General features: G+C 59.5%; 18 protein-coding genes and 5 pseudogenes. 16 read left to right on the forward strand and 7 right to left on the reverse strand.

What is annotated here, in order from left to right:
- Positions 1 to 102: 102 nt before the first annotated feature.
- Positions 103 to 1,449, reverse strand: coding sequence for an FAD-dependent oxidoreductase (locus NJT13_RS21935; protein WP_254525662.1), 1,347 nt, complete (start codon positions 1,447 to 1,449; stop codon positions 103 to 105).
- Positions 1,450 to 1,580: 131 nt separating this feature from the next.
- Positions 1,581 to 2,810, reverse strand: coding sequence for a hypothetical protein (locus NJT13_RS21940; protein WP_254525663.1), 1,230 nt, complete (start codon positions 2,808 to 2,810; stop codon positions 1,581 to 1,583).
- A gap of 262 nt (positions 2,811 to 3,072) precedes the next feature.
- Between NJT13_RS21940 and NJT13_RS21945 the strand changes: the two genes are divergently transcribed.
- Complete coding sequence (locus NJT13_RS21945; RefSeq protein ID WP_340681201.1) at positions 3,073 to 3,654, forward strand: helix-turn-helix domain-containing protein; 582 nt, start codon at positions 3,073 to 3,075, stop codon at positions 3,652 to 3,654.
- A 144-nt stretch (positions 3,655 to 3,798) separates the two neighbouring features.
- On the opposite strand, the gene NJT13_RS21950 is transcribed toward NJT13_RS21945, so the two are convergent.
- Complete coding sequence (locus NJT13_RS21950; protein WP_254525664.1) at positions 3,799 to 4,032, reverse strand: hypothetical protein; 234 nt, start codon at positions 4,030 to 4,032, stop codon at positions 3,799 to 3,801.
- 111 nt (positions 4,033 to 4,143) lie between these two features.
- Positions 4,144 to 4,563, reverse strand: a complete 420-nt coding sequence (gene trxA, locus NJT13_RS21955; protein WP_254525665.1) for a thioredoxin — start codon at positions 4,561 to 4,563, stop codon at positions 4,144 to 4,146.
- A gap of 277 nt (positions 4,564 to 4,840) precedes the next feature.
- Between trxA and NJT13_RS23610 the strand changes: the two are divergent.
- From NJT13_RS23610 to NJT13_RS23720, 3 genes and pseudogenes are all read left to right on the forward strand, one after another.
- Positions 4,841 to 5,004, forward strand: a pseudogene (locus NJT13_RS23610) (IS6 family transposase); the annotation flags it as partial.
- 217 nt (positions 5,005 to 5,221) lie between these two features.
- A pseudogene (locus tag NJT13_RS21965) lies at positions 5,222 to 5,726 on the forward strand (DUF7342 family protein).
- Positions 5,727 to 5,741: 15 nt separating this feature from the next.
- Positions 5,742 to 6,023, forward strand: a complete 282-nt coding sequence (locus NJT13_RS23720) for a toxin-antitoxin system TumE family protein (protein WP_484549620.1) — start codon at positions 5,742 to 5,744, stop codon at positions 6,021 to 6,023.
- A gap of 397 nt (positions 6,024 to 6,420) precedes the next feature.
- On the opposite strand, the pseudogene NJT13_RS21975 reads toward NJT13_RS23720, so the two are convergent.
- Positions 6,421 to 7,055, reverse strand: a pseudogene (locus NJT13_RS21975) (IS6 family transposase).
- A gap of 73 nt (positions 7,056 to 7,128) precedes the next feature.
- On the opposite strand from NJT13_RS21975, the pseudogene NJT13_RS21980 reads away from it, so the two are divergent.
- The 3 genes and pseudogenes from NJT13_RS21980 to NJT13_RS21990 all read left to right on the forward strand — a co-directional run.
- Positions 7,129 to 7,454: pseudogene (locus tag NJT13_RS21980) on the forward strand (IS1595 family transposase); the annotation flags it as partial.
- 104 nt (positions 7,455 to 7,558) lie between these two features.
- On the forward strand, positions 7,559 to 8,320 hold the full coding sequence (locus tag NJT13_RS21985) for a hypothetical protein (RefSeq protein ID WP_254525666.1): 762 nt from the start codon (positions 7,559 to 7,561) through the stop codon (positions 8,318 to 8,320).
- Between the two features lie 525 nt (positions 8,321 to 8,845).
- Entirely contained in the window at positions 8,846 to 9,925 is a 1,080-nt protein-coding gene (locus NJT13_RS21990; protein ID WP_254525667.1) for a DUF8164 family protein, read from the forward strand.
- A gap of 550 nt (positions 9,926 to 10,475) precedes the next feature.
- Here NJT13_RS21990 and NJT13_RS21995 read toward each other — a convergent pair.
- Positions 10,476 to 11,012, reverse strand: coding sequence for a tyrosine-type recombinase/integrase (locus tag NJT13_RS21995; RefSeq protein ID WP_340681202.1), 537 nt, complete (start codon positions 11,010 to 11,012; stop codon positions 10,476 to 10,478).
- Positions 11,013 to 11,429: 417 nt separating this feature from the next.
- Between NJT13_RS21995 and NJT13_RS22000 the strand changes: the two genes are divergently transcribed.
- From NJT13_RS22000 to NJT13_RS22010, 3 genes and pseudogenes are all read left to right on the forward strand, one after another.
- A complete protein-coding gene (locus NJT13_RS22000; protein WP_254525668.1) occupies positions 11,430 to 13,127 on the forward strand; it encodes an acyl-CoA mutase large subunit family protein in 1,698 nt (565 codons plus the stop codon).
- Between the two features lie 124 nt (positions 13,128 to 13,251).
- Positions 13,252 to 13,668 carry a cobalamin B12-binding domain-containing protein gene (locus NJT13_RS22005; RefSeq protein ID WP_254525669.1) on the forward strand — a complete coding sequence of 139 codons (417 nt, stop codon included), beginning with the start codon at positions 13,252 to 13,254 and terminating at the stop codon, positions 13,666 to 13,668.
- Between the two features lie 213 nt (positions 13,669 to 13,881).
- Positions 13,882 to 15,045: pseudogene (locus NJT13_RS22010) on the forward strand (3-hydroxyacyl-CoA dehydrogenase family protein); the annotation flags it as partial.
- A gap of 24 nt (positions 15,046 to 15,069) precedes the next feature.
- Here NJT13_RS22010 and NJT13_RS22015 read toward each other — a convergent pair.
- Entirely contained in the window at positions 15,070 to 16,248 is a 1,179-nt protein-coding gene (locus tag NJT13_RS22015) for an MFS transporter (protein WP_254526109.1), read from the reverse strand.
- Positions 16,249 to 16,476: 228 nt separating this feature from the next.
- Here NJT13_RS22015 and NJT13_RS22020 point away from each other — a divergent pair, with 228 nt between their 5' ends.
- From NJT13_RS22020 to NJT13_RS22045, 6 genes are all read left to right on the forward strand, one after another.
- Positions 16,477 to 18,159: an acetate--CoA ligase gene (locus NJT13_RS22020; protein WP_254525670.1), complete on the forward strand. Its 1,683-nt coding sequence runs from the start codon at positions 16,477 to 16,479 to the stop codon at positions 18,157 to 18,159.
- A gap of 143 nt (positions 18,160 to 18,302) precedes the next feature.
- Positions 18,303 to 19,664: an ABC transporter substrate-binding protein gene (locus tag NJT13_RS22025; protein ID WP_256549439.1), complete on the forward strand. Its 1,362-nt coding sequence runs from the start codon at positions 18,303 to 18,305 to the stop codon at positions 19,662 to 19,664.
- A 22-nt stretch (positions 19,665 to 19,686) separates the two neighbouring features.
- Positions 19,687 to 20,610: a branched-chain amino acid ABC transporter permease gene (locus NJT13_RS22030; protein ID WP_254525672.1), complete on the forward strand. Its 924-nt coding sequence runs from the start codon at positions 19,687 to 19,689 to the stop codon at positions 20,608 to 20,610.
- Complete coding sequence (locus NJT13_RS22035; protein ID WP_254525673.1) at positions 20,607 to 21,647, forward strand: branched-chain amino acid ABC transporter permease; 1,041 nt, start codon at positions 20,607 to 20,609, stop codon at positions 21,645 to 21,647. Before NJT13_RS22030 ends, NJT13_RS22035 begins: the two co-directional genes overlap by 4 nt.
- Positions 21,647 to 22,393 carry an ABC transporter ATP-binding protein gene (locus NJT13_RS22040; RefSeq protein WP_254525674.1) on the forward strand — a complete coding sequence of 249 codons (747 nt, stop codon included), beginning with the start codon at positions 21,647 to 21,649 and terminating at the stop codon, positions 22,391 to 22,393. The genes NJT13_RS22035 and NJT13_RS22040 overlap by 1 nt, the downstream gene beginning before the upstream one ends.
- The gene (locus tag NJT13_RS22045) at positions 22,393 to 23,106 is read left to right on the forward strand and encodes an ABC transporter ATP-binding protein (RefSeq protein WP_254525675.1); all 714 of its coding nucleotides are present in this window, start codon (positions 22,393 to 22,395) and stop codon (positions 23,104 to 23,106) included. Before NJT13_RS22040 ends, NJT13_RS22045 begins: the two co-directional genes overlap by 1 nt.
- Positions 23,107 to 23,129: the final 23 nt, after the last annotated feature.

Here is a 23,129-nt window from a genome sequence, read left to right on the forward strand (position 1 = left end):
CGAGAACGTTCCCGACCCCGATCGCGATCCCCGACCCCGATCGCCACGAGGAGTCTCGTCCTGTGGCGACCGGCCGTGGCCGTCCAGGCCGATCGGCCGCCGCTACTCGAGTTTTCCGCTGAGGACTTTCGCCGCCGTGAGGACCGGGTCCCAGACGGGACTGAACGGCGGCGCGTACGCCAGATCCGCGTTCTGCAGTTCGGTCGCGGTCATACCGGCGTGCAGCGCCATGGCGATCGAATCGATGCGCTTTGGTCCCTCCCGACCGACGACGCTTCCCCCGAGGACCGCACCGGTTTCGCGATCGGCGAGCAGCGTGACTGTGAGTTCCGCACCGCCCGGGTAGTAGTGCGCGCGCGTCGGCGCCGAGATCGTGACCGAAACCGGATCGAAGCCCGCCTCCCGGGCCCGTTCTTCGTCGACGATACCCGTCCGAGCGGCCCCCAATTCGAACGCTTTCACGATGGCCGTGCCCGCGATCTCTCCGATCTGCGTCGGCGATCCGGTGACAGTCTGTCCGATCGCCCGCCCGGCACGATTCGCAGTCAGGGCCAGCGGGACGTGGTCCGGATCGCCGGTCACGACGTTGCGCGCCTCGGCGCAGTCACCGGCCGCGTAGACGTTCTCGTAGTTCGTGCGTCCGTACTCGTCCGTCGCGATCGCTCCGGTCGACCCGAGTTCGATGCCCGCCGCTTCGGCGAGGTCCACGTTCGGTGCCACGCCGACGCCGACGATCGCGATGTCGGCGGGAACGGACTCGTCCTCGAGTCGAACGCTGTCGATCCGCTCGTCGCCGCCGAATCCCGACACGGCCGTCTCGAGGTGCAGTTCGATCCCCTGTTCGCGCAGGTGTTCTTCGACGACCTCGGCGACGGTATCGCCGAACGGCTGGAGAACGTGGGGCAGCATCTCGTAGAGGTGAACGGCGACGCCGCGGGCGGACAGTGCTTCGGCCATCTCGATACCGACGTAGCCGCCGCCGACGATCGCCGCGGTCTCGAGACCCCGTTCGGTGACGTACTCCTCGATCACGTCGGCTTCGTCCATGTTGTGGATTGTGAACACGCCCTCGAGATCCAATCCGTCGAACGGCGGTTCGATCGCGCTCGCGCCGGTCGCGACGAGAAGGTCGTCGTACGGCTGCTCGTAGGTCTCGTCGCCGGCATCGACAGTCACCGTCTCGGCCTCCGGATCGACGTCGACGACCTCGTGGCCCGTCCGCAGGTCGACGTCTCGTTCGTCCCGGAACTCCTCGGCGGTCACTGTGACGAGGTCGTCGAGCGACTCGACGGCCCCTTTGACGTAGTACGGCATCCCGCAGGCCGCGTAGGAGACCCACTCTCCTTTCTCGAAGACGATCGCCTCCAGGTCAGGCTGTTCCCGTTTCGCCTTGCTCGCTGCGCTCATTCCCGCTGCGTCACCGCCGATTACGACGAACGTGTCGGCCATATCTGTAGCAAGGCGCAGCAACGTCTAAAGTATTTCTCGTAGTTCCCAATACTGTGGATTCAGGTCCGTGTTTATTGTGGTGAGCAACGTCGGCTGGCGACGATTCGCGTCTCGAATTCGACGGGGGTGTTCTAGCCGGAGGGGGTCTCCCTGGGGCGCTGTCCGGCCACGTTCCGACCGACGAGGGACGTCCAGAGATCGACGACGAATATCGCCCACGCGACGGTGATACAGAGATAGCCCCACACCGTCAGGGACGATCCGACGTCCGCGACCGGGAGAACTGCCGCCGCCCAGAGCAAGAGCATTCCCGCGTTGACGCTCCCGACTTGCAGACAGGACGGGCCGGAGACCGCCTCGGCGGCTGTGGGTATCGTATCGACGAGCCCGTTCGATCGCTGGGTTGCAGCGACCGCAACGACCGGGAGGAACGCCATCGCCGGTTGTAGCATCCAGCCGAAAACGAGCCCGGTGATCGCAGCGACCTCGATCGCGGGGGCCGGCACGGTCTCCGGAAACAGCAAGACGAGCGGCGCCCACGGCACCGGAAACAACAACCAGGCGTACGCGCCGAGAACGAGTGCGAAGCGGCTATCCCCCGTCCGATCGCTACGTCGGTAGGTTCCGACGGCGTTCGCGAGCAACGCCGCGGTCCCGATCACGTAGAGGACCAGCCCACCGATCGTAACCTCGTCACGAGCCAGCCACGGGCCGACGACGAGCCCCGTCGCACCGACCGTAAGCCCCCAGTACGTGACCGCACAGAGACGAGGAAATCGAAGCTGCGTCTCGTACAATCGAGGGACGATCGTCAGCAGGACGCCCGCGACGACCAGCGCGAGAAACCCCCAGACGTTGGCGTGGACGTGCGCCTCGAGCGAACCGACGTACCCGCCGGGTCCGTGAACGCCGAACACCATTCCGAACGCGGCCGCGATCCCGACGACGAGAAACCACGGTGCCGTTCGGACGTATCGAGTACGCTGATCCGATCCGCCCGACGGTGTCCGGAGGCGGTAGAGCCGTCCGAGCAGTATCGAAAGTGCGACGAGTACGATCGCCGCACCGGCGCCCGTCGTCGTCGGCGCCCCCCTCGTCATCCCGATCAGAACGAGCGGATAGCCCGCGTTCAACGACCCCCACTGCAGCCATCGATATCGGTGATCCACCGCTCTCGATCCGGCCTCCATCGCTGTGACGATCTCCGGTAAAAGGCCGAAGACCGCCTGTGTCAACCCCCCGATCGTGACGAAGTGGATCATCACCCACCGGAGGCGAGGCAACGAATCGACGAATCCAGCCTCGAGGGACAGTGTCCAGACCGCGGCGAGCAATCCGAGTACCAGGTACAGTCCGGCCATCACGAGGAACGGGTTGCGTTCGAGTGTGCGCGCGCATAGCCAGTCAGTGTCCCGACGTAGGTCGCCTCGGCGGGTAGGTCTTCAGACGAACCGGTTCGGCCGTCCCGAACGTGTTAGTGTTACCCCACCACGTTAGCGATAGGTCCAAGGTGGTCTCCCACCTCACGACGCCTATGCCGCGGGCCGAACTCACAATCTCGCTCCCCGAGGGCGTCTGGATCCGAGAGGTGTCGAGAGAGCATCCAGAAACGGTCTTCGAGTCGTGACCGCGCTCGCAGGCGAACGAGCCTGGATCGCGCTCGTCGAGTTGACCACGGACGATCCGCTCTCGATACTAACGGCCATCCAGCAGCAACCGGACGTCGTCCAACTCGAACTGCTGTGGAAGCAGGCTACGACCGCCCTCTTGCAAGTCGAGACGACCAGTCCGCCACTTCTCCTTCCGCTGTGGGAGGCTGGGATTCCGATCAAGCTGCCGTTCTCGATACAGAACGGCGAAGCGACGTGGGAGCTCACGACGTCGGACTCGCGCTTTTCTGCACTCGGAACCGAACTCGAGAACGCCGGCATCGACTTCGAACTCGAGTCCGTCTCGTCGGTCGACTCGACCCGGGCCGATCGACTGGTCACGAATCGACAACAGGACGTGCTGGCGACCGCACTCGAGGCCGGCTACTACGCTACTCCCCGAGAAGCGACGCTAACGGACGTCGCCGACCGCCTCGGCATCTCGAAGGCGACCTGCAGCGAAATCCTCCACCGGGCCGAGGGAAGCGTCATCCGGTGGTTCCTCGCGGAACGATCCGGGACGGAATCCGAGCCCGACTCAGTTCTCAGCGACTGAGCCGCGAAGAAACGAGCGCCTCGAGATGCGTCTGGGGAAGTGAGAAGTTTCAGGAGGCCGCGTCCGTCGGCCCGACAGCGATCCGAGACCCGAACGACCGGCGGCCGTGATCGGTCGGGTATCGCCGGAGACCACGGTCGTCGATCACGACTCGCAACTCGAGCGAGCGGTCCGCCACCGGAGGACGGCACCGACGATCACGAGGGTGCAGACGGTGACCACCGTTTGCAAGAGACCGCTGCTCGACCCGCTGACCGCGGTCCCCCCGGCAACGGCGGTTCCACCGGCGAATGCCACGGTTCCGGAGCCGACACAGCAGATGCTCGCCAGTCCTGCAAGCCCGAGCAGCGATCGACGGGATGCCGAATCCGAATCCATTACTGGACCGTCAGGCGGACTGAACGGATACGTATTGTGGTCCGGTCGACTCGGGACGGCTCACTGCAAAAGCGATTCGAACGGGCTCACTACAAAAGCGATCCGCTCGTTCTAGAGGTGGCTCTCCACGACGTTCCGGAGCTGCGACTCGTTTTGCATCCCGACGAGTCGCTCCACCGGTTGCCCGTCCGCGAAGAGGACGAGCGTGGGGACCCCACGGACACCGTACTCGGCGGCGAGCGGCTGGTTGTCGTCGATGTCGACCTTTGCAACGGCTGCGTCGGTGTCGGCCGCGATCGACTCGACGATCGGTTCGAGCATTTGGCACGGACCGCACCACTCGGCGTGAAAGTCGACCAGGACGACATCGTGGTCAGCGACGGTTTCGTTCAGACTCGCCGAACCCTGTACCGGGAACGGTTCCGTCGGACTCTCTCGAGTCGTCTCTCCACCGTCCTCTCCCGCAGCGCGGTCGCGAAGCTGCTCGAGTTTTTGCTTGCGAATCTCCTCGAGTGTTTCGTCGTCTGTCATAGCTGGGAATTCGAGGTGCAACGTCTTAGGTGTTTTGTGTGATGGGCACAATACAGCGCACTACGGGTTCCGACCAACGAGTTCGGACCGGCGAAACTGGCGCAGTCGGGAAAGTGGGGTGATAGTGAAGGGGGGATGGGGGAAGGATGGTGCCTCTGGGTGTAGGCAGAAGGCATCCGATTATTATTGGGTATTAGTAATAGTCCTTTCGGTCCGTATAGTTGGCGCTGTTCAGATTGGAGTTCGAAGAAACGAGGCGGTGGAGTTCGAAGTGTCTATGCCCGAATTCACCACCTTCATCGGTTCTAGCGCCGACGTTCAGGTGGGTTTCGTGGAGCGCGAGGCGACACCGTGCGAGCTGATGGGCCTCAGTCTCCAGTTGCACTTGCGAGGTCGCTTACTGATACTGTTCGAGTCCTCGAGAATTTCGGTGTCGAACGCCGCTTCCGGGAGATCAAACGCCGCACCGACCAGTTCGGCAACTGCTTCAGAAACGCCGATCCGAAAACAGCCGACAAATGGCTTCAGAGCTATCCATACCTATGAAACAGCCTTATCTGAACATTGCCTCCAGAGCGAGGCAGTATACATGGATGAACCGCAGACATAACTCACGGCAGCTGAGGACGACCAACGAGAGCCGCCGGATTTCGACGCATTGGCGTCTCCTGAAGAGGCAGCCCGCGGTGACCGGACATACGACGATTTTTTGACGCCGTCCTCGACCTGGATAGCCCGGTGACGGCGAATGAGGTTGCCGAACTCGCGGGCCATGGAGTCGATGCTGCACGAGAGTACCTCGAGTGGTCCAAACAACTGGGAATCGTTACGCGAGTTACCGAATCGCCAGCGACGTACCAGCGCAATCAGGAGTCTCTGAACTGGCGTCGTATCCAGCGACTCAAAGCCGAATATACAGCAGACGAACTCCTTGCCCTCCTAGAGGCGGAAACGGAGCGTGAGGAGGGCTTCACCGATCGGTTCGACGTTGAATCGCCCGATGCAGTATCGATTACGACACATCCATCTAACACCGAGCAGTCGATAGAAGAGGTGGGGAGGACGTTTCCGCACGGAAAACTGTCCGCCGCCGAATCACGCTGCTCGAGCGAGTGCCGACGACTGGGTCCGGTGATGCCGACGACCATCGGACTGCTGTCTGACTCGAGGGCGACGGTGTGAGGAGTGCATCAATTGATTTTGACCGGCTTGACCTCATCAGGAAACGGTTAGCGACGGATAGCCGGTTCGAAAGCATCGACGATCAACTCGAGTTTGCCTCCGACCGGCTTGTCTGTGTGTATGATCTCAAATTCTATCCAAGCAGTATTGAACGAGCCCACGTAGAAATCGTGTGGTTCGAAAACGGCGACTTCTCGGTACAGTATCACGAGGATAACGACGAAGGGACGTTTGACCACCGATGGGATAGCCATCCCTCAGGTCACAATATGGCATGACCGGCTCTGTTGAAACGCTCAGACCTTGACAGAAAGTGCGTGCAACATACAGAGGGTGAGTGTCGCAAATGCGCTACGGTTTCAACGGGAGGCTCGTTCTGCCGTTCGAGCGCATGACTTCTCTGTTGCGGTCGGGCCACACCAGTAACCGATCACGTAGCAACTCCCCATCGGCTGTCTTCGGATCATAGCCACCTATCTTGGCGGTGAGCATCAAAAAACCAGCCACCGTACCCGAGGATAACAGTCACATCGGTCAGTATGATAATTGAGGCGCACACCCTCACAATGCGCTTTCTGAGCCGTACATCTGCAGTATTCGATTCATTTGATGTTGATATGTTTCTAACTACTATAGATGGTTTCAAAAAGGTAGTGGCACTTTTCTCGGTAGTGTTCAGATAAGCGGATTCCATATGAAAGCGAATTAGCTCTACCACTCGTCGGCAGTTTCTTCTTCGGCGTTACTGAAACAGTTTGATAAATAGATAGTTCGTCGGTCTATCTCTCTAAATACACGTTCGACGCTATTCCGATTTCCGTGACGTTCGTCCCTGAAATCGAGGCCGTGTCGAGAGCAGGCGCCTTGGAGCGGTGGCGATCCATCGACGAGAAATACGGCGTCGTCGACGTCGTGTTTCTCACGTAACTCAGTGAAGAACGCGTGAGCAAAAAACGTTGTTCTTACCGGTTCAAGCTTCTTGTGGGGTAAATCGTTCGTCGCTGGATCGACTGCAGCGTACAACCAGTATTGCTCATCATCAAGTTGGATCACAGTCTCGTCGACCGCAACGTGATCCGGACTTCGTCCATCCCCGGGCTGTAGATTGGCTTGGTGAACCCAGTTGTGAACGGTCGAACGCGCTCGTTCAACACCGAATATCTCGAGCATAGAAACTGTATTCGAAAGTAGTAGCTCTGTAAGATGGTGCTGAAATCGAGCTTCATAAACAGACTCGGTGTTGCTTCTTGCTTCACAAAATCTAACTCGATCTCATTCAAACAACTGTTGATTCGGTCGCTTTCGGGCATAGATCACTCAGAAAACGAATCGCCTCACCCTTCGTCTCTATTTGAACACCATCTCCCACCGAAGGGAACAAACATGTGCAAAGACCGCCCTGCCTTCGGCGAGAGGCTGGAGGATATTGTTGACTGGGGGCAAAGAGTTTCGGCCCGAGACGCTCGACGCTCTCGTCGAGCGGCGTCTCAAGACAATCTGGGCAGCGCGATCTTGCCCGAACTGTGGTGAGAATAGCCTCCACGCGCTTGAGGCCTCTACGCGTATCTGGCGTGGTCGCTGTGACTGGAAGACGACGTATACCCATGGTACACAATTATTACGATTTGGAACTCGCTTATGGCGAGTTCCTCATCGTCTTCATCCTCTACGCTGATACCCTCCTCAGTATCAACCAAATCGGCTCTGTTGAAATCCATCGTGGTTGATGCGAACGTTGTGCTGCATACAGAGGGTGTGTCTGTCACTTCGTTGTACGAGAAAGTACTTACATCCCAACGATTGACTACCCGACATGAAGCGCCGTCAGGTCCTCGCGGCGGTCGGAACAGCAGCCCTCACCTCCGTGGCAGGCTGTACTGAGTCGCTACCGTTTGGGAGCGACCCACCAGACACTACTGCCGTTATCACGGGATATCACTACGAAGAAACCGATTTGGTCGTTCAGTTCAGTGACGACTTCGATATTGAACGGGCCACCATCTACGATTCATCGAGCGATACACAGCATGCGTCGGTAGAAAATCCATCGTCTACTTGTCGGTTTCAGGTAATTTTCCCTGACCGATTAGAAACGAATGCCACGAAATCACTCCATCTTGACGTAGAAACAGCCCGTGGGACAGTCACTGAGTGGATTTGGAAGGGCCCCGGGCATGGTTACACGGACGCTGTTGAGGCTGGAACTGACGGTCGAGCCCAATTTGACATCACAAATCAGGGTGAAACGCCACTACTCGTGCGGTTCGTCGCTATTCACGGTGACGTATCCAATCCAACAATCAATCCACAACACGAGTCGTTCGACCCAGCAACTCTCGGGTTTGGGCCGGGGGTGCTGGGCACTGGGTCAAACCGCCCACGGTCCCCGAACCGGTCAGACTTAGTCATCTCGTCCGGGGAGACAGCACCGTTCGAGACGACATATGCCCCGTTTGCGGTTCCTGAAGACAGCTCTAACGAGTGGGGCGAGAAAGAGTGGACCGGCAAAATCACCATTATTTCAGGGTCGGGGGGAAGCATGCAGTACGACTTTACGTACCGCCTTGTCGGCTAATAAACGACAGCCGCGAAATTCGATGTTGACTGATACACTTGCGCTGTGAGTTCAGCACGACTCGCTCAACCTATACTGAAACTGGTAGAAAGCGCGTGCAAGATACAGAGGGTGAGTGCAGCAAGCCAACTGCATTCAATTCAGTCCCAATCTACGGATTGGAGAAGCACTAGGGTTATATAAGATGGGTAACCGAGCGGGGACGATTTATGGCGCTGGTACTCTGGAGAATCGATCCCGAGCCCATACTTTCAAATAGGTTACATTTCTGATTTAGTGGCTGACAAAATAAGGTATTTTATGGCCTCGTCTTCCGGCGAACACGAAGACAACAGCGCTTGTAAGGTTTGTGCAGGCGCTATGATTCTTGCTGTCGGACTCTATCTGACGATATTTGTCCCGGTACTTGCCACCGTCTTCCCGGAAGAATATCTCTCCACATTAACATGGTTTTGGACTTAATCGAAGGCGTATGTCTTCCCCTTTTTTGCCTCCGTTCTCGGCGGATATCTAATCAAAAATTACATGGGCATCACGATCGCGGATGTTGCTGAACGAGTCAATGATGCAAACGAAAAGCTGAATGAGTTACTGTCCAGAACCGCGAATGAGACTGTATCAGTCTTCAGCCGAGTGCTACTGGTCATTGTCGGCGCTGTGGCGATAGTAGCGGTAATCTGGTTGGTTCTATCCGTCATCCTGTTTATAACGAATGCTATCATCGGGCTGGTTACTGGAATCTTCTCGGAATTCGAAGGTCTAATACAACCGATATCGATAGTTGGCGGGCTTCTAGTTGCTATCTTGCTGTTTATTGGCGGTTTCGTGGTACGGGGATGGTGGAACGGAGACAGCGAACCAATTGAATCAGGAGATGGTGATACGGAATCCACGAACGAAGCAACCGAATTAGTAGGGGAGAATGAAGAAAGCAGTCAGCACGAACAAGCGCCGGTTATAGACGCCCCACCAGAGCAAACGTCGCCTCAAGGATTAGAAATGGTCTTTCCGAATTACAACATCGTACCGACTCGAAACCAGTTAGCCGTTAATCCGGGAGATGTGATCGAGATAGGCGTCTATCTAAGCGGCCATGGTTCTGTTGAACACAACAATTTACAGTTCTATTCATCGCCTCGCCTTCTCAACGAAGATCATCCGATACAGGTACGCCTGAATCGTCAACCGGATGCTGCAACAGAGGATTCGGGTCAGGCAGAGTCTCAGTCCGGAGATGACACACAGAAGTACGAGTTCGGCACCCCTGGCGGCAGTATAGTTCTCCCTCCAAGCAGTTTCCAACCGGCTGAGGGAGTCAACGAACGATATCCTCTGATACAACGGGCCTCTGATCAAGTCCCCTCCATCACTCTGGAATTGCACGTTGATGACGCGGCCAGTCCGGGCGACTATCTACTCCAGCTAGACTTCACGTATGGCTCAAAAGGTGCGAATTTCCAAAGCAGTCAATCGGTTGATATCCATGTGAATAGTCTGGTTGAGCGGTATGAGCAGCAACTTTGGTTGTTAGGAATTCTCATCGCACTATTGATCTTAGGAATATTGGCGCTGCCCTTCGTCCTAGATATTATCCAAATCATATGAACCGCTGCACGCGCTATGGCCCGGTTGGAGGCAACAGTTCTTTCCATATCGGTTGACCGCGCATCAGCTGGTAGATCGGTGTGCTGTAAGTAACGGTTCCAACATCCACGTTCGGAAGCAACTGGCGTGCGAGACTCGCGCCCCGTATTCAGCAGATACTGAACGTTCTACTCAGATTCTGTCAGAATCTGCCTGCTGAATGGAGAGGTTCTATCCAGCACAGTGACATCTACAGGATAGTAAGGTATTCACAACGTGTGCTATCCCCTCAACTTTCAAGATATTCTATGTGTGCGCCGTACGCACTACCAAATGCTGAAAAGAATGAGGCTAATCCGACAGCAACAAACAGTTGTGTCGACCAAATTAGTGAAGCAATATAGGTTAGAACCAATGTAATTGTGAGTGAAATAACTCCTGCAATAGCTGATTTTTTGAGTGCCTGTGAATTCATACAGCAAACCACATGATGATGTTACAAAGAATTATCCACGGTACCTTCGTGCCTTCTATTCAGCAGAGGCTACAAGAGTAGTGAGTAGCCTGTTAGTTATCGATGATGCGCTTGTCGGAGTGCATCTGCGGTCGCTGTTCCGGAAATTCGGATGTATTTCTGGGTAGTGGCGAGATCGCTCCAGCGCATCAATGCCTGAAGAGGGACTGGCGCAACTCCCTGATAGGCATGGTAGCTCGCAGCGGTTGCTCGTAAACAATGTGGGTAGACACGCCCTCGAAGATCGGCACACTCGGCTGCTTCTTTCACCCGTCTATTAATTGTCGAGCGCGAATGCGGGAACGAATCGTAGCGATTGACGAACCGTTCGATACACAATTCGAGACGTAACGACAGGTCGAAGGGGATCGCCCGTGCGGAGGAGACGGTCTTTGGGTGCCACCGTGCCCCTACTGCCTCGGCTTCTGTGAGGTCGTCACAGTGGCTCGCTTCCTGAGCTGCTTGGCGACGACAGTACCCACAAGAACACGGCTCGTGCTGTGGAATCTGGATAAGCTTCCGATCCCAGTCGAACCACGTGGTATTGAGGTGTGAAATCTCTCTCGCCCGCAATCCAAGCCGACCTGTTGCCAAACAGATGAGCCGCGCTTAGAAATCACGTGGACTGGGTAACTCCGAACAGGCTTCGAGTAATAACTCGAACGTGTCGATGCCCTGCTTGGGTGCTTCGGTTCCGCGTATTGATTATGTCCGGTTTCATCCATCACAATTGATCGACATCATTCGCTATAGGTATCAGATAGGAAATATGAAATTCTGACTGGAGAGACGAAGAGATTTTCTACTCTTACCCGGATCCCAGTTATTACAACTAACTTCGAGGCGGGAGCCACCAACTTTTCAGCAGCGTTTCTCGCACGGTCGGTTGCTGTTTGTCCAAATCGCTCTCTCTCTCTCGGGTCGCCCACCCCATCGACGGTAATTTACCACCGGACGTCTACCGCTTCTCGAGGACAAAGCTTTAGAATACTAGTATGTATTATCACATCAATGTTCGATAATCGAGAACTCGAGGAGATACGAGAGCGGCGGGAAGAGTGGGAAGCGGACACGCTCGAGCCGTCGCTGGAACGCGGCGAGCGAAAGGACCGATTTGCGACTGTCTCGAACCACGAGGTCGACCGGCTCTACACCCCCGACGATATTGCTGATCTCGATTTCGAGGAAGACCTTGGATTTCCCGGGGAACCACCGTATACGCGTGGGCCGTATCCGACGATGCACCGCGGGCGGACGTGGACGATGCGACAGTTCGCCGGCTTCGGCACCGCCGAGGAGACAAACGAGCGCTTTCATTATCTGATCGACGAGGGCCAGACGGGGCTGTCGACGGCGTTCGACATGCCGTCGCTGATGGGCATCGACTCCGATCACCCGATGAGCGATGGCGAAGTCGGCAAGGAGGGCGTCGCCGTCGACACGCTCGCCGACATGGAAGTGCTGTTCGACGGCATCGACATCGGCGAGGTCTCGACGTCGTTCACCATCAACCCGTCTGCGCCGGTGATCTATGCGATGTATATCGCGCTCGCCGATCAGCAAGGCGTGCCCCGCGAAGAGATCAGGGGCACGCTCCAGAACGATATGCTCAAAGAGTTCATCGCACAGAAGGAGTGGGTCATTCCGCCGGAGCCGGCCCTTGAGGTCGTCACGGACACGATCGAGTTCGCTGTCGAGGAGACGCCGAAGTTCCATCCGGTCTCGATCTCCGGCTACCACATCCGCGAGGCCGGCTCGACTGCTGCCCAGGAGGCCGCATTTACGCTCGCCGACGGCTTCGCCTACGTCGAGGACTGCCTCGACCGGGATCTTGACGTCGACGACTTCGCGCCGCTGCTCTCCTTCTTCTTCAATTCGCACAACTCGATTTTCGAAGAAGTCGCGAAGTTCCGTGCGACGCGCCGCCTCTATGCGCACGTCATGGAAGACTGGTACGGCGCGGAAGCCGACGAGTCCAAGCGCCTGAAGTTCCACACGCAGACGGCCGGCCAGTCGCTGACGGCCCAGCAGCCGCTCAACAACATCGTCCGCGTCACCATTCAGGCACTGGCCGGCGTCCTCGGGGGCACCCAGTCGCTGCACACTAACAGCTTCGACGAGGCGCTGGCACTGCCCAGCGAGAAGGCCGTCCGCGTCGCCCTCCGAACTCAGCAGATTATCGCCGAGGAGTCAGGCGCGGTCGACATCGTCGACCCGATGGGGGGAAGTTTCGCCATCGAGACGCTCACCAACGAGATGGAAAACGAGATCATGGACTACCTCGAGGAGATCCGCGAGATGGGCGACGGCTCGATCCGCGACGGCGTCCTCACCGGGATCGAGCGGGGCTACTTCCATCGCGAGATCCACGAGGCCTCATACGAGTACCAGGAGCGCGTCGAGCGCGGCGAGGAGGTTGTCGTCGGCGTCAACGAGTACACGATCGAGGAAGACACCTCGCCGGAGATCCTCCAGATCGACGAAACGACGCGGGACCGCCAACTCGAACGCCTCGAGCGCGTCAAAGACGAGCGCGACGACGAGGCGGTCGATGCGACGCTCGAGGCGCTCTCGGACGCGATCGAGAACGGCGAGAACGTCATGCCGTACGTCGTCGACGCCGTGAAGGCCTACGCGACGATGGGTGAGATCATGGCGGTCTTCGAGGAGCACCACGGTAGTTATCAAGAAGAGGTCGCCCCCGTCTAACGGTCGATCGGCGGACAGGGGGAGAATCCGTTCCGTTCGGCCGCGCACCTGTTCGACGATGAGTCGTGCGAGGATTGTCTGCGTGTCCGATAGAACAATAGGCCCGACGAGAATAGATCATCCCATGAGCACTGAGACCAAACAGCAATCGATTCGGTGTCAGGTCGCGAAAGTCGGCCTCGACGGTCACGACCGCGGTGCACACGTCATCGCGCGTGCGTTCCGCGACGCCGGGTTCGAGGTCATCTACTCCGGATTGCACAAGTCCCCCGACGAGATCATCCAGGCCGCCGTCCAGGAGGACGTCGACGTCCTCGGGATCTCCATCCTCTCGGGCGCCCACGACACGCTCGTCCCGAAAATCATGGACGGGCTCGAGGAGTACGACGCCGCAGACGACACGCTGGTCCTCGTCGGCGGAGTAATCCCCGAAGAAGACCGGCCGGACCTCAAAGACGAAGGCGTCGCGGCGATCTTCGGCCCGGGTACGTCGATCGAAGAGACGATCGAATTCGTCCGGGAGAACGCTCCGGAGCGATGACCGACGGGGGAGCGAGTGACCGATCGTCGGACGCCGAGAGAGCCCCCGCGGCTGTCGCTACGGTCGACTAAACGCTCTCGCGAAGCAGAAGCGGTTCCGACCGAAAACGGGCTGTGAACGCGGTGGCGGAATCCGCTATGCGGTTTCGACTCGTGGCAGGATCGTCACCCCATTTTATACGATCGAACGACGTTCAGCTAGTGAACACTTTCCATGGACACGACAGAGATCGATACGATCGCGGTTATCGGTGCGGGAAGCATGGGCCACGGAATCGCTGAAGTCGCGGCCCTCTCCGGATACACGATCCACCTCAGAGACGTCTCGGCGGAACTCGTTCGGGACGGCTACGACCGAATCGAGCAGAGTCTGACGAAACTCGTCGACGCCGGACGGATCGCGGAGGACGACCCCGCGGCGGCGCTCGAGCGCATCGAGACGTTCGTCGACGTCGAGGCCGCCGTGCGGGACGCGGACGTCGTCATCGAGGCCGTCCCCGAGCGAATGGCTCTGAAAAAGGATGTGTACCGAGAACTCGACGCCCACGCCCCCGACGACGTGGTGTACGCGACGAACACGTCGACGCTCTCGATCAGCGAACTGTCCGAAACGGTCGACGACCCGGCGCGGTTCTGCGGCATGCACTTCTTCAATCCACCGGTGCGGATGCCGCTCGTCGAAGTCATTCGGGGCGAACACACGGACGAGGAGACGCTCGATCTCGCCGAAGCCCTGACCGAGTCGTTCGACAAGACCCCGATCCGGGTCCGCAAGGACACCCCTGGATTCATCGTCAATCGCGTCCTCGTGCCGATGCTCAACGAAGCCGCCTGGATCGTCTACGGGGACGACGCCACCGTCGCCGAGGTCGACAGCACCGCCAAATTCGGCCTCGGCCTCCCGATGGGCTGTTTCGAACTCTGTGATCAGATCGGGATCGACGTCGCAGTCGACGTACTCGAGTACATGCACGAAACCCTCGGTGAGGGGTATGCCCCCTGCCCGCTGCTCGAGGCGAAGGTCGAGGACGGGGCGTTCGGAAAGAAGGCCGGACGTGGCTTCTACGACTGGGAAGACGGCGGGGCGGACGTGCCGAACGACGCAGCGCGCGAGGAAATAGAAGCGCGGCTAGTCGCCGTCGGGATCAACGAGGCGGCGAAACTCGTCGCGGCCGACGCGGCCGATCCCGACGAGATCGACGAGGGGCTGCGTCTCGGCGCCGGCTTCCCGGAGGGACCGACGCGTCTGGCCGCCGAGCACGGCTACGATCGGCTTCGGGATCTCCTCCTTGCGCTACACGAAGAGACGGATGCAGTTCGATACGCCCCCGCGGACCGGCTGGAAGAGTGGGCCGTCGAAGGCGGTCTAGGTGCGGACGGTGGAAGCGAGGGGCCGGCCTGATCACCCGGTCGGACTCGGATTCGAGTCGCGCGTGAGGAACAGTACGCTGATTCCGGCGATGCCGATGAGGGCATAGAGGAAGAACGTCGTCTCCCACGAGAACGCGCCGATCAGCCAGCCGCCCAGCGTCGGTGAGACTAGCGTGCCACTGAACGCGATCGACGTGAACACGGCGAGGCTCGTCCCGCCGGTCCCCTCGGCGGCGAGCTCTCGCGTGTAGACGTAGTAGACGCCCATGCCGAACTGGAGCGAGAACCCGACGCCGAGCATGACAGCCGAGAAGAGGAGCGTCGAGATGGTTCGCGAGACGACGAAGAACGCCGGGAGCGCGAACGCGAGCGAGCAGACGACGATCAGCCGTCGGCGGTAGCCGACGTAGTCCGAGAGCCAGCCGCCGACGGGTCGTGCGAGCATGCCGACGGCCGGCAACAGCGCCGTTATCGCCCCCGCTTCGCCCAGCGTCAGCGGCAGCCGTTCGGTCGCATACGTCGGCATCCACGAGTTCATGAAGATGTAAAGGACGTACGAGCAGAACCCGGAGAGCGAGACGAGCAGCACTGCTCGGTTTCGTAACGCGTTGCCGAACTCTCGGAGCGAGGTCCGATCGCCGGTGCGAATCGCCGTCGGTCTGGAGAGACGAAAGACGAGATAGCCCATCGCGGAGAGGAGCGGGTAGGCGACGAACACGGCCTGCCAGCCGAACGTGGCAGCGAGGATCGGACCGCCGAACTGGCTGATCGCGAATCCGAAAGGGGCACTCGCGATGAATACGGTGGTTACGACCCCCTGTCGCTCCCCGGCGAACACCTGCGCAACGACGTTGGTTCCGAGGACGAACACGGCACCGCCGGCGATCCCAGCGGCGGCCCGACTCGCGAGAAAGAGCGGATAGCTCGCCGCGAACGATCCTCCGATCGCGACCGGCACGAACACGGCCGTTCCAGCGGTCATCAGCAGCCGGTTGTCGTACCGATCCATCAGGAACCCGAACGGGATCTGGACGACGACGGAGCCCAACACGGCTGCGCTGATCGCGACGCCCGCCCCGGCCTTGTCGACGTCGAATGCCTCGACGAGCAGCGGAATGATGCTCGCCGGAGCGATCATGTACGCGTTCACTCCGGCCGAAACCAGAAAGCACGCCGCGAAAACGCCCGATCGAGTGCGCTGCGTGACCATTCCGCTCACACCCATTGTTCTCGAATCACTGAGTAACGTGTACGCATACTGTACTGGCTGGGAAACTAGCCAATCCTGTTATTTATATTTGTACCGATGGGTTGGCCGCGGCCGGGATCAGACTGAGAGAGACACCAGCGGCGAGCGCCGGACCCAAACCGTCCGCTCTATCTTGTCGTGATATATCTTATCACAACTTGTATTACTCACGTGGTTATCTATCATTGCATGAGTACTACGGACCGGCTCGAAGCATACCACTTCTACGAGCGCGACTGGGACGACTACGACCGGCTTCTCGAGGAGTTCGAGTGGGAGGTGCCGGAGACGTTCAATATGGCGACGTACGTGTGCGACCGCTGGGCCGAAGACGAGGGGAGGGTCGCGCTGTTCGCCGACGACGGCGATGGTGGGAGTGAAACGTACACGTTCCGGCGAGTCCGAAACACCGCCAACGCGCTGGCCAACGCCATGCGAGATCGGGGCGTCGAACGGGGTGATCGAATCGCCATCAACATGCGCCAACGGCCCGAGACGGTCATCGCGCACGTGGCTTGCTGGAAATTAGGCGCGGTTTCCGTTCCGTTGAGTACGCTGTTCGGCACCGACGCTGTCTCCTACCGTCTGAACGACGCCGACGCGGTCGCCTGTTTCGTCGACGGTACGAACGTCGAGACGGTCCGGGACGTGGCGACTGACTCGCCGTCACTGGAGACCGTCGTTACCGTCGGTGACGTAGACCCCGAGGACGACGAGTTCGCGTTCCAGGAACTGATCGACACCCACTCCCGGGAGTTCGAGACCGTGCGAACCGACGCCGAGGACGACGCCATCATCATCTACACCTCGGGGACGACGGGCGATCCGAAGGGCGTCCGACACGCACACCGAGTCCTCCTCGGGAACCTCCCACTGGTCATCACCGGGTTCTGTAACATGGAACTGCGGGACAGCGACATCTTCTGGACGCCATCGGAGTGGGCCTGGGTGGCAACGCTGTTCGACGTCGTCTTTCCGGCCATGTTCTACGGGCGCCCCGTCGTCGCCTACAGCGCCGACGAACAGTTCGATCCCGAGACCGCGATGGAAATCATCGAACGCTACGACGTCACCGTCTTCTTTGGCCCAGCGACGGCCCTCCGAATGATGGAACAGATGGACGACCCGGACCGATGGGACGTCTCCAGCATTCGGTGTCTGCCCAGCGGCGGCGAGTCGCTCGGACAGTCGATCGTCGAGTGGGCCCGGGACGTCTTCGACGGGGCCGCGGTCCACGAAGCGTACGGCCAGACCGAGGCCAACATGCTCGTCGGTGACTGTACGGCGCTTGCCGAGTCTCGAGAGGGAAAGATCGGGCGCCGGGCCCCCGGCCACGAGATCGCTATCGTCGATCCGGGAACGGCCGAACAGAGGATCGAGACCGGTGAGGTGGGCGAAATCGCCGTCCGATACGAGGGCGATCCGGTCTGCTTCAAAGAGTACTGGAACAAACCGAACAAGACCGCGGAGAAGGTCCGAAACGGCTGGCTGCTCACGGAAGATCTCGGCCGTCTCGACGAAGACGGCTACCTCGAGTTCGTCTCGCGGACGGACAGCGTCATCATTAGCGCGGGCTACCGAATCGGTCCTGTCGAGATAGAGGAGGCGTTAGCGAACAGCGACGCGGTCGCAGACGCGGGCGTCATCGGCGTCCCCAACGACGAGCGCGGTGAGGTGCCGAAGGCGTTCGTCGTGCTCGCGGACGGGTTCGAAGCGTCGGAGAGTCTCGAGGAGTCCCTCCAACAGGACGTCCGCGACCGCCTCGCGAAGTACGAGTACCCCCAGCAGATCGAGTTCGTCGACGAACTCCCGAAAACCTCCTCCGGAAAGATCCGACGCACCTCGCTCGAGGAACGCGAAGGGATACTCTGATCGTTTGGTCGATTCCCAGACTTGAATTCTACCCATTATTGTTTTATTTTATCTCAACGGATTATTATACCACCAATCGTAATCACGATACTGTTTCATTCTAGGAATAATGTTTATCATGAATCATGCTAATTCGGCACATGATGGCATCGTCGTTTGATCCAGACGGAGAGATCGTAAAGAGCGGGGTACCAAATATCAGAGAGAAAGTCGGTCGACGACGCTTTATGAAAGGCGCGGGCACGGCGACCGTTGCGGCGTCGATGGGCCTCGCTGGCTGTAGTAACCCTGCGAAGCAGGGTGGCGGCAGTGCGGGTGGGGGTGAAATCCCCAGTGAACCGCTTCGAATGGCCTGTATCGGATTTACGTCCGGCCCGGCCTCCGTGTTCGGCACGCCGATGATGCAGTCCGCGCGGATGGTCGTCGACCGGATCAACCAGGAGGGCGGGATCCTGGGTGAGCGGGAGATCGAGATGGAGGAGTTCGACGAGAACGTCGACGAAATCGTCCAGCAGTACCGGCGGCTGGCGACGCAGGAAGACTTCGACGTGATCGTCGGCTACATCTCGAGCGCGAACGTGCTGTCGATCGCCCCGATCGCGGAAGAGCTCGGTCAGCCGACGGTCGTCTGGGATACGGGAACGACGGACCTGTTCGACAAAGCGAACAAAGATCCCCAGTACGTGTTCCGAACGTGTGCGAGCAGTTCGACGGACGCGATCGGCGCGGCGCGGCTCCTCCAGACCGCGCTCACTGACGTGGAGACCGTCGCCGGCGTCAATCAGGACTACGCCTTCGGCCGGAATAACTGGGACCTCTTCACGCAGGCGATCGAGAGTCTCGGTATCGACGTTGAGATCGTCGATTCGCGGTTCACACCGTTCCCGAACGACGACTACAGTTCGACGATCAGCGCGCTGAACAGCACTAACCCGGACTTCATCTACTCGAGTCACTGGGGCGGTGACGCCGTGAACTTCATCACGCAGGCGAACAGTCAGGGCCTCTTCGACGATACTCTCCCCTGTTTCACCGCGGGGAGTCACGTCATTGGGAACATTCCCGACGAGATCCCGGAGGGAATCATCTTCGGCGCTCGCGGTCCGCACTACCCGTTCGGGACCCAGCAATGGAACTCGCTGCACGAGCAGTTCGTCGAAAACTACCAGAGCGAATACGGCGAACCGCCGTACGCACACGGGGCGTTCCACGCCTGGCAGGCGATTTGGGCGTACGTCTACTCGATCGAACGCGCGTACAACCTGAGCGGTCAGTACCCCACGAAAGATCAGTGGGTGAAATCGATGGAGGGAATCGGCTTCAACTCGCCGAGCGGGTTCGTTAACATGCCACAGGGGAGCCACAACGTCGTCGAGCCGTCCTTCTACGGGTTCTCGGATCCCCAAGAGGATCGGGTGGACCTTCGGGACACCGTCTGGATCGCTCCCGAGCACGTCAATCCGCCGCCGTCGATGACGACCAGCGAGTGGATCAGCAGCCTGTAAATCCCCGCGAACACGACAAATTATGGTTCAACAATTCATCAGCGAACAACTAGTAATAATCCTCAACGGATTGTCCGGAGCGGCGACGCTATTCCTGCTCGGAACCGGAATGTCGCTGATCTACGGGATGCTGAACTTCCTGAACCTCGCCCATGCCGCCTTCTTGCCCCTCGGGGCGTACTTGGGCGCGAGTCTCATTCACGCGACCGTGGGCGCGGTCGGCGGCACCCTCGGCTTCGTGGGGCTCTTCGTGGTTTTTTTCGTCCTGCTGCTCGTCGTCGTGCCAGTGACCGTCTCGGCGATCGGCCTGGCGATGGAACAGACCGCGTTCAAGCCGCTGTATGGCCTCGAAGACGATTATCAGCTGTTGGCGACGTTCGGAGTTATCCTGATGATGGAGGACGCGATGAAGTTCATCTGGGGCGGACAGCCAGTGAGCGCGACGGCTCCGGCCAACCTTCTCGGCTCGTTTAGCCTGCCCGGGCGGACGTATCCGTGGTGGTCAGTGCTGACCATCCTCGTCACCGTCTTGGTCGCCGCGACGCTCTACTACTTCTTCGAGGAGACGCGCCTCGGGAAGATCACGCTCGCGATGGCCGAAGACGACGAAGCCGTCAGCTTCACTGGGATCGACACGCGGTCGATCCACCTCAAAGTGTTCGTTATCGGCATCGCGCTAGCAGCGCTCGGTGGCGCACTCTACCTCCCCCTCGCCTCGATGACGACCGGGCTCGCGCTCGAGTTCGTTATCCTCGCGTTTGCGGTGTTGGTCATCGGCGGACTGGGGAGTCTTAAAGGAGCGATCACCGCCTCTCTCATCATCGGGATGGTGCAAGCGTACGGGTCGTACTACGTGCCGGTGTTAGAGCTCGCCATCGTGTTCCTGCTGATGGCGGCCGTGATGCTGGTCAAACCAACCGGCCTGTTCGGAGAAATCGAAGCATGAGTCAGGATACCACTACCGGAATCTCGATCGATATTAGGCAACGTCTCCGGAACCCAGGCAGCGTGGCGGGCGCCGTGCTCCTCATCGGCGCGTTCGCCTTCCCGTACCTGCCGGGGACGGGCCAGTACGAGGTGTTTCTGCTCGGACAGATACTCGCGTTCGCCATCGCTGCGCTCGCGTACAACGTCCTTCTCGGCTATACCGGACTGCTGTCGTTCGGACACGCGGCGTTCTTCGGCGGCTCGGCGTACGCGATCGGCCTCGCGATGGAGTACACCGGAACGAGTGAGCTATTGCTGCTCGTGCCCCTCGGCGTCCTCACAGCGGGCGCAATCGCGGTCGTCATCGGTTACATCTCAGTCCGACACACCGAAGTGTATTACGCGCTGTTGATGTTGGCACTCGCCCACTTGATCTACGTGATCACGGTGAAGCTCTACACCGTTACCGGCGGGACCGACGGCGTTCCGATCACGACACCGACCATCGGCGGCGTCGACTACCTCGCGAGCTGGGGGTACGCGGGCTACCTAATGGGCGTCCTCTACTACGTCATCCTGATCGCCTTCGTGATAACGATGGTGCTGCTGTGGGCGTTCATGCACTCTCCGTTCGGACTCACGCTCAAGACGATCCGAGACGATCCGGAACGAGCGCGAGCCATCGGTATCCCAGTACGGCGATACCGGTGGTACGCGAGTATCATGTCGGGTCTGTTCACCGGCTTGGGGGGCGCGATGTACGCGGTCCTCAACGGCCACGTCACGCCGGGGACCGTACTCCACTGGTCTCGGTCCGGCGAACTGGCGTTCATGACCGTCCTCGGCGGCACGGGATGGTTCTTCGGCCCGATCACTGGGGCAGGAGCGTTCATCATTATCCGCAGTCAGGCCCAACAGCTGACCGAGTACTGGCACTTCATGATGGGGCTCGTCCTGTTCCTCGTGATCGTGTTCGAACCCGAGGGGCTCTCGGGCATGGGCGCACGGATCCGTCGGCGCGTTCGCCAGTGGCGAAACAGCGGAGGTGAGCGGTGATGTCGGTACTCCAAACACAGGAGTTGACGAAGGAGTTCGGTGATCTCAGGGCCGTCGATGAGATGAACTTCGAGATCGACAGTGGCGAGATCGTCGGAATCATTGGTCCGAACGGGGCCGGGAAGACAACCTTCGTTAATCTGCTCACCGGCGTTCTCGATCCGACCGCCGGCGAGATCGTTTTCAACGGGCGGCAGCTAAACGGATCGCCGGTTCACGATCGCGCGAGGTCGGGACTCGTCCGGTCGTTCCAGATCCCGCGAGTCTGCGACGATCTCACGCTCGTAGAGAACGTTCGTTCGGCGATCCTCTCACGAGAACAGCGGAACAACTCCCTGTTTACCGTGCTCAACTGGGAGAACGACACTCGCGCCGAAGCGATCGCGCTGCTGGACGAGTTCGGCCTCGCCGATCAGCAAGAGGCGTACGCGGAAGCGATTCCCCACGGCGACAAGAAGATCCTCGACGTGTGCATGAGCGTCGCCCTGCGGCCGAAGCTCCTCATCCTCGACGAACCGACGAGCGGCGTTGCCACCGAAAATAAGTACGCGATCATGGACCGACTACAGAACTACTTCGAGACGTCGGACTCGGCCGTGTTGTTCATCGAGCACGACATGGAACTCATCGCCGACTACGCCGAGCGCGTCGTCGCGATGGATCAGGGCCGGAAAATAATCGACGGTCTACCGGGAGAAGTGCTCGAAGACGAGACGGTCAAACAGCGCATTCGAGGTGAAGAGTGATGCTGCTCGAACTCGAGGAACTCGATGCGTCGATCGAGGACATCACCGTCCTCCGCGAGATCGACCTGGCTGTCGCCGAGACCGAAGTCGTTGGGATCATCGGCCGAAACGGTGCCGGGAAGACCTCGACGTTCAAGTCCGTGATGGGGCTCCAACACGTCCAGCGCGGATCGGTGTCGTTCCGCGGCGAGGACATCACGTCGTACCCGACGCACGAGCGCAAGCGCCTCGGCATCGGCTTCGCCCCCGAAGACCGACGGCTGATATCGAAGCTGACGGCACGAGAGAACATCGAAATGGCACTGTGGGGGAGCGACGACGAGGTCGATATCGACGACCGTCTCTCGGTCGTCCTCGACATCTTCCCCGCCATGGAGAAGTTCCTCGATCAACCGGCGGGGAAGCTCTCCGGTGGCCAACAGCAAATGGTCACCGTCTCCCGCGCGCTCGTCGCCGAGCCGGAGCTGGTCCTGTTGGACGAACCGTTTGAGGGCCTCGCGCCGAGCATTAAGCGAGATCTCACCGAGAGCATCTCGGTGATCCGTGACGAGCTCGGTATTGCCGTGTTCGTCGCCGAATCGCAGATCAATCAGGTCAAGGACTTCGTCGACCGATTGTACGTTATCGAACGCGGCGAGATCATCGCCGAAACGGACGAGGCCGGAGAGATAACCGAGGACGAAGAGCTGATGCAGATCATCGGTGGCGGCTGACCGACCACCGACCGCGGCACCCC

This window comes from Natrinema caseinilyticum (assembly GCF_024227435.1).
Classification (GTDB): Archaea; Halobacteriota; Halobacteria; order Halobacteriales; family Natrialbaceae; genus Natrinema; species Natrinema caseinilyticum.

Bases quoted from the DNA above. Each gene is read 5' to 3' on its own strand.
- NJT13_RS22035 (WP_254525673.1), top strand. From the start codon at position 20,607: ATGAGTCAGGATACCACTACCGGAATCTCGATCGATATTAGGCAACGT.
- NJT13_RS21990 (WP_254525667.1), top strand. From the start codon at position 8,846: ATGGGCATCACGATCGCGGATGTTGCTGAACGAGTCAATGATGCAAAC.
- NJT13_RS22015 (WP_254526109.1), bottom strand. From the start codon at position 16,248: ATGGTCACGCAGCGCACTCGATCGGGCGTTTTCGCGGCGTGCTTTCTG.
- NJT13_RS21950 (WP_254525664.1), bottom strand. From the start codon at position 4,032: ATGGATTCGGATTCGGCATCCCGTCGATCGCTGCTCGGGCTTGCAGGA.
- NJT13_RS21935 (WP_254525662.1), bottom strand. From the start codon at position 1,449: ATGGCCGACACGTTCGTCGTAATCGGCGGTGACGCAGCGGGAATGAGC.
- NJT13_RS22000 (WP_254525668.1), top strand. From the start codon at position 11,430: ATGTTCGATAATCGAGAACTCGAGGAGATACGAGAGCGGCGGGAAGAG.
- NJT13_RS21985 (WP_254525666.1), top strand. From the start codon at position 7,559: ATGAAGCGCCGTCAGGTCCTCGCGGCGGTCGGAACAGCAGCCCTCACC.
- NJT13_RS22005 (WP_254525669.1), top strand. From the start codon at position 13,252: ATGAGCACTGAGACCAAACAGCAATCGATTCGGTGTCAGGTCGCGAAA.
- NJT13_RS22045 (WP_254525675.1), top strand. From the start codon at position 22,393: ATGCTGCTCGAACTCGAGGAACTCGATGCGTCGATCGAGGACATCACC.
- NJT13_RS21940 (WP_254525663.1), bottom strand. From the start codon at position 2,810: ATGGCCGGACTGTACCTGGTACTCGGATTGCTCGCCGCGGTCTGGACA.
- NJT13_RS22040 (WP_254525674.1), top strand. From the start codon at position 21,647: ATGTCGGTACTCCAAACACAGGAGTTGACGAAGGAGTTCGGTGATCTC.
- NJT13_RS22030 (WP_254525672.1), top strand. From the start codon at position 19,687: ATGGTTCAACAATTCATCAGCGAACAACTAGTAATAATCCTCAACGGA.
- NJT13_RS22025 (WP_256549439.1), top strand. From the start codon at position 18,303: ATGGCATCGTCGTTTGATCCAGACGGAGAGATCGTAAAGAGCGGGGTA.
- trxA (WP_254525665.1), bottom strand. From the start codon at position 4,563: ATGACAGACGACGAAACACTCGAGGAGATTCGCAAGCAAAAACTCGAG.
- NJT13_RS22020 (WP_254525670.1), top strand. From the start codon at position 16,477: ATGAGTACTACGGACCGGCTCGAAGCATACCACTTCTACGAGCGCGAC.